Here is a 2148-nt window from a genome sequence, read left to right on the forward strand (position 1 = left end):
CAGCCCAGCAACTGGGACGCCAACAAGGGCAGCGAGATCATTTCCACCGTGATTCAGTCGCACCCCGACCTGGCGGCCGTCTATAGCGTATGGGGACCGCAGACCGCCGGCGTGGGCCAGGCCCTGAAGAACGCGGGTTCCAAAGCCAAGGTGTGGGTGGCCAGCGACGGCCAGATGCCCGACTGCGACCAGTTGAAGCAGGGCTTCTACCACAAGCTGCTGTCCTACCGCGCCGATATCCAGGGCGAGGACATCGTCGCCGCGGTTCTGCAGATACTGCAGAACCGGGACGTCAAGCCCGGCAGCAGGCAGTTTGCCCATTACACCGCTCTGTACTGGGTCACTAGCCCGGCCGACTTCGGCTACTGCTGGAAACCAATGAAGTAAATGGAGGCGTGACAATGAGTTCAGCCGCTTCTGGCATCGGGCTTAATGCAGCGGTGATGCGCTTCTGGTACCGGCACACCCCTCAGTTGTTCCTCGGCGAATTACTTGAGAAGCGGTGGATGGAGCCAATCGTTCCCTTCATCTTAATGTGCTTGGTGTACTTCGTATCGCTGCTGATTGTCCCCGGCTACGCATCTCTGGCCCAACAACAAGTCCTAATGAGCAACTTTGCCAACATGGGCCTGGTGACGATGGCGATGGCTGTGACCATCATGTCCGGCGGCATCGACTTGTCGGTTGGGTCGGTATTCGCGCTGTCTTGCTTTCTTTCCATAATCTTGAAGCTGACCCTCGGCCTGCCTTATCCGTTGGTTGTCCTCTGCGTACTGCTCTTCGGCGCGCTTTTTGGGACGGTCAACGGCGGGCTGATCGCCTATGCCAAGACGCGGCCTTTTTTGACCACCGTGGTGACCCTCATTATCGGCCGCGCAGTCTACGCCAAGTTGATCACCGCCTACGCCGACCCGTTGGCCCAGGCCAGCGCGGGCGAAGGCGGCATGTTGTGGGACTTTTTCGGCAGTGGCGTCATCCTGGGCATACCGACCAACATGGCTGTTCTCGTTGTCATCGGCATCGCATTCCATTTCTATTTAACCCGGCTACGGCCCGGCGTGCATATCATGGCCGTCGGTTCCAGCCGTAAGGCGGCGCGGCATGCTGGCATCAACGACAAGCAGGCAATCTTTTCCGCTTACATTATTGCCAGCATGCTCGCGGCGCTGGCCGGCATGCTCTACGCATCACGAGAGTACAACGCGGGCTACACCGCGGGAATGGGCTGGGAGATAGACGCCCTGGCCGGCGCCGTGCTGGGAGGCGTAAGCCTAGCGGGCGGCCGTGGCACCATGGCCCGCGCGCTCATCGGCGCCGTCATCGTCTACCTGGTCGTCAACGGCCTTACCAATATTGGCGTGCCCGGCAGGGTGGGCACCGCGGTGATCGGCTTCCTCCTGCTGGTGGCGGTGGGGTTCGACGTCAAGTGGTTCAAGAACAAGGGCAAGGCGCTGCAGAAAATCTACGTTACGCCAAGTTGGGTGGATTTTGAAAAGGCGCCGCCGATCTCGCGGGGCAGCAGCAGCCCCTACGCCGAAAATGATCGCCTGCTCCATGCCGAGGCCCTGGGCTTGGACCAGGTGGAAGGGCCAGAAGACATCATCCTGGACCGCCATGACAACCTCTACGGCGTTGACCGCCGAGGCTACATCATGCGTTTCCGCCCACCGGATTACCAGGTCGGCGAGGAGTTCGCCCGCACCGGCGGACGCCCTCTGGGAATGGCGATGGACCGGGACGAAAACATCCTGGTCTGCGTGTCCGGCATGGGGGTGTACGGGGTCAGGCCCGACGGCACGGTCTTCAAGGTCACGGACGAAACCAATCGGACCAGGTTCAGGCTGAAGGATGACTCGCGCATTCTTTTGGCCGACGACCTGGACGTTGCGCCGGACGGCAAGATTTACTTCAGCGATCCCTCCACCCGCTATGCCCTGGAGGAATGGGCGCTCGACGGCTTCGAGGGCCGCGGCAACGGGCGCGTGATCTGTCATGACCCCGCAACCGGCAAGACCAAGACCGTGATGCGGGGGCTGAACTTCCCCAACGGGATGTGCCTTGCCCACGACGGCAACTCGTTCATGGTGGCCAGCACCTATGGCTGCAAGATATATCGCTATTGGATCGCCACGGAAAAGGCCGGCACCA

2 protein-coding genes are annotated in these 2148 nt (G+C 61.1%); both read left to right on the forward strand.

From position 1 onward, the window contains the following. Window positions 1–387: substrate-binding domain-containing protein (locus KKA81_17365; GenBank protein MBU2652699.1), on the forward strand; the 387-nt coding region annotated here is incomplete at its 5' end. A gap of 14 nt (window positions 388–401) precedes the next feature. Further along, window positions 402–2148 (forward strand): SMP-30/gluconolactonase/LRE family protein (locus KKA81_17370; GenBank protein ID MBU2652700.1); only part of this gene is annotated, 1747 nt, incomplete at its 3' end.

This window comes from Bacteroidota bacterium (genome assembly GCA_018831055.1).
GTDB lineage: Bacteria > Bacteroidota > Bacteroidia > Bacteroidales > B18-G4 > M55B132.